We start from the raw sequence: 3,959 nt of genomic DNA on the forward strand, positions 1-3,959 counted from the left end.
ATCACCCAATAAGTGAACTTTTTCTAGTAGGTTTGCATCATAATACATTAGATTAGATAACTCCTTCTGTCCTACTTTAATTGCCTTCCATATTGCTGAGTATCCTTGTTTTGCATGCAATATCTTTTTAGCAATAATATCTGTCTGAATTATCGCAGATTCAACTTGGCTAGCCTCGGGAAACAGATCTTTATTTATTAATTCTTTATGAATCCATCTGAGATTCCTGATGTATGTCTGTAACGATGAATGTAAATTATCTCTAATAAGTGCATCAATTTCTCGTATAAGGTCCTTCTTTTTATATTCATGGTACAATGGTACATACTGGGCTATACATTCAAGCAGAGTTTGATCGTCATTCACTTTTTGTATCAATGATTCTGGATTAATCATTAGAATGACCTCTATTATTCAATTGCCAGATTATCGTAAACCCGATACCAAATAACAGGAGAAATGAGCAGAAATGGTAAATATAATTAATGTTTGGTACAAGAATTGCAATCAAACTTATTATACCAATCAGAAATATCGTATATCCCCATAAAAAGGAATAAAGAGAATTTTTGATAGATATTTGAGGAATATTTGGTTCTTTTGTCCATTGGTTAACTCCACTAATTATCATAAGAATTCCAATCATTAAAAGAAATATTGATATACAGCCGTACCAAGGAAATGAACTAAAAATAGTTGGGACAATTATTAGGATTGCTAATCCGATTAATAGAAAACTTATATATAAGTTGTTAATTGAACTCTTCATTTGGATCACAATCATTATCATTGTAATTGGATTTATAACTCTGTAATGAAACATTCAATATTCGCCACATCTAACGATTTCTCATGAAACGTGCAACATCATCATCCTCGATACACCATGGTTTCTTTCGAGATCGCCTGGGAAGATCAGACCTCCGGTGTCCTGATATCTGTGATGCCATAGTAGCGATTGGCATCGCTATCTATGTGTTATTTTTCACGTACCTTTCTCTCTTTCAATACAATACCTTTCAACTCGAATATGATCTGGCAGTATTTAATCAGGCATTTTGGAATACAGTAATGAATGGGGAACTCCTTACCAACTCATTAACTCAAAGTTCCCAGTTTGGTATTCATTTCTCTCCCATACTCCTAACCCTGGTACCGGTATATGCATTATTTCCCGGACCTCAAACGCTGCTTATTGCACAATGTATCCTCCTCGGGCTTGGAGCAATTCCCATATATCTGTGTGGAAAGGAGATGATCGGGAAAGAGGCAGGGTGTCTCATTGGATTAGCATATTTGTTATATCCATCCGTACATGGCGTCAACCTGTATGATTTTCATGAAGTAGCATTTCTTCCCTTCTTGCTTGGTATGACATTATGGGGATTTATCACCAGAAGGAGGAATGTTTTGCTTCTCTTTGGACTTCTCTCATTATTTGTGAAAGAAGACGTATCCCTGATACTTATCATGATTGGACTTATTGGGTTGTACCAAACGAGAACCAATCAAGATTCTGAACGGTGGCCGTATCTCGTACTCATCGTTCTTTCCCTCTGTGATCTGATATTGTTTTTAAGCATTATCAGACCGATATTTGCTTCTTCAAGCGTGGTGGTGCAGTCCGGATTCCTCCCACAGTATCTTGATCCTGTCAATACACTCTCTCAACACAACGGAAACAGGATCATGTACGTGTTGATGACGTTTATCCCCCTTCTGTTTACCCCTCTTGGAGCACCGGAGATCTGTGCGATCTCGATCCCGTCATTTCTGGAAATTCTCCTCTCACCCAATCCCTACTATTATAGCATCTTGTATCAGTACTCGGCGTTGGTGATCCCGGTTCTCTTTTTCGCGACCATTATGACTGTGTTCAGGGTTAAATCCGGAGATGGCAGGGTAGGAAAAAAGACATGGAAAGCTCTTGTCTGCCTGATTCTTATCTCCACGGTCATATCAGCTGTTGTCTATTCTCCTGCTATCAGGGTAGTACATATGACTGGGACGACTGATGAGAAGGCGATGGATGATCACCGGATATTTCTTAATCAGATTTTATCAGTTCTTCCACAAGGAACATCCATCTCAACCCAGTATAATCTTCTTCCTCAGGTGTCCAGTCGTAAACAGATATGGGTAGATTACCATGACACGGCTGATGTTATTCTGGTTGATATAACATTTCCAAGACGGGCAGCCGATTTTAATGATGATATCGAAAAAATAAATGAAACGTTTGTGCCGGTACTAAATGATGATAATCTTGTTCTCCTGGTGAATAAGGAAAACCCAAAACTTCAGTCTGAACTGATAACAGCTTTTCAAAAGATGCCGAGAGCAGAGTATGTGTCGTAATCCGGGTTATGCTCTCTCCCTTTCCCTTTGAAAGTGATCTGCCTGATATCTGAAGATGCATAGGTATACATTGATAGGATTACCTGGCTAATTTGGATCTAAACTGTTAGAATAATAATATGAAGGATACCAGTTAAATTCAAGGTCACTTCCTAATCTGATACCTGTTATAAACAGATGATGACACCTTACCTTCTAATCCGGGGTGAACCCGGATCCTGATCATCAAAATCACTTATTTTCGAATATTAAGCCCGATATATAGCCGAATTCCGGACACATATGACGATTACCTGATAAAGACTAATTCAGTGCCTGATTCGTTATTGCTCGAAAATTTATCCACCTGTATCGCAACGCTATTCTGTTAATTTTTCAGATCCGATCTGATATCAGGCAATGACCGGGATCAGGGAATATAACAGGGCTATAAAAACGAGATTTGGGCTCCGATTCATTGCATTCGTGAATCTGGTTTTATACAATTATGAAACAACGATTAAATCAGGTTTTTCCAATCCTCCGCTTGTAAGGCTATTCTTAACTAATAATCTGACGTCGTAACTGCCTTTGCTGTTATACGTATGAGTAACATTTTGCTGATCAGACGTGTATCCGTCGCCAAAATCCCAGAACCAGGAGACAGGATTACCTGAACTGAGATCCGTAAACTGAACTGTTAACGGAGCAGACCCGCTAGCAGGAGAAACTCTGAAATCTGCGATTATTATTCCTGGAATCGGGGTTGGCGTCGGTTCAGGTACCGCATCACGGGTAACAGTGATCAGGTTGGACCATTGACCATATCCGCCTGAATGATCATTGGTTGCCCGTAAGGATACCGTGTAAACTCCGGGAGTCTGGTAGACATGCACAGGATTTGGAGTTCCATCTGTTATTCCATCTCCAAACTGCCAGAAGTAGGAGGTTGGTGATCCCAGACATTCCTCGCTGGAAAAGTTCACGCTAAGAGGCACCTGACCATACCGCGGGGTTGCATTGAAGAATACAAGAACCTGCCCGGTAACTGGTTCTCCTTCAACATGGATGGCATGATCATCTGTGAGATTGGTAAAAGTCCAGTGTTTGATTGAGGCGTTTATTACATCAGTATCAATACTTACATTGGCAAGAAATGCACCGGGGTTTGCCTGAATGATGTATGACTGGTTTGAATACTCAGGGTAGTAGTTTTTGCCTACAGGAATGATGTTACTCCACTGGTTGGCAGACGAGTTAATGAGCGATAACCCGTCTTTCTCTCTGAAATATGCATAAATGGTATGATTGGCCTGAATATTGGTGAATGAGTAGGCAGAAGTAGAACCGATACTTAACCCATCAACCAACACCTCTGATAGTATATTACCGGGATCAGGGGTGAGAGTAAACGTCTGATTGTGACTCGATTGTATTGTCAGATTACCAGAGGGACTGATAGTTCCATTTCCTGTGACCGTTGCATTGATGGAGTAATATCGTGGAGGAAGAACTTCAAAGGAGTCCAGAAGATTTCCGGATCTTCCGGTGGAAAGATTCGTGACCCATACAGACAATGTTCCAGGATTCGCCTCGGTAAGATTGAATACAGGAATCAATAG

3 protein-coding genes are annotated in these 3,959 nt (G+C 40.1%); 1 reads left to right on the forward strand and 2 read right to left on the reverse strand.

The genetic code is table 11. From position 1 onward, the window contains the following. Nucleotides 1–396 (reverse strand): hypothetical protein (locus LUQ50_RS09400; RefSeq protein WP_300039498.1); only part of this gene is annotated, 396 nt, incomplete at its 3' end. A 456-nt stretch (nucleotides 397–852) separates the two neighbouring features. Between LUQ50_RS09400 and LUQ50_RS09405 the strand changes: the two genes are divergently transcribed. Continuing rightward, nucleotides 853–2,358: a DUF2079 domain-containing protein gene (locus LUQ50_RS09405; RefSeq protein WP_300039500.1), complete on the forward strand. Its 1,506-nt coding sequence runs from the start codon at nucleotides 853–855 to the stop codon at nucleotides 2,356–2,358. Nucleotides 2,359–2,843: 485 nt separating this feature from the next. Here the strand turns inward: LUQ50_RS09405 and LUQ50_RS09410 are convergent. After that, the coding region (locus LUQ50_RS09410) for a PKD domain-containing protein (RefSeq protein WP_300039502.1) at nucleotides 2,844–3,959 on the reverse strand (1,116 nt) is incomplete at its 5' end.

Source organism: Methanospirillum sp. (genome assembly GCF_028679455.1).
Lineage (GTDB): Archaea > Halobacteriota > Methanomicrobia > Methanomicrobiales > Methanospirillaceae > Methanospirillum.

Excerpts from the sequence above, each read along its gene's own strand:
- LUQ50_RS09405 (WP_300039500.1), top strand. The coding sequence starts at position 853 with ATGAAACGTGCAACATCATCATCCTCGATACACCATGGTTTCTTTCGA.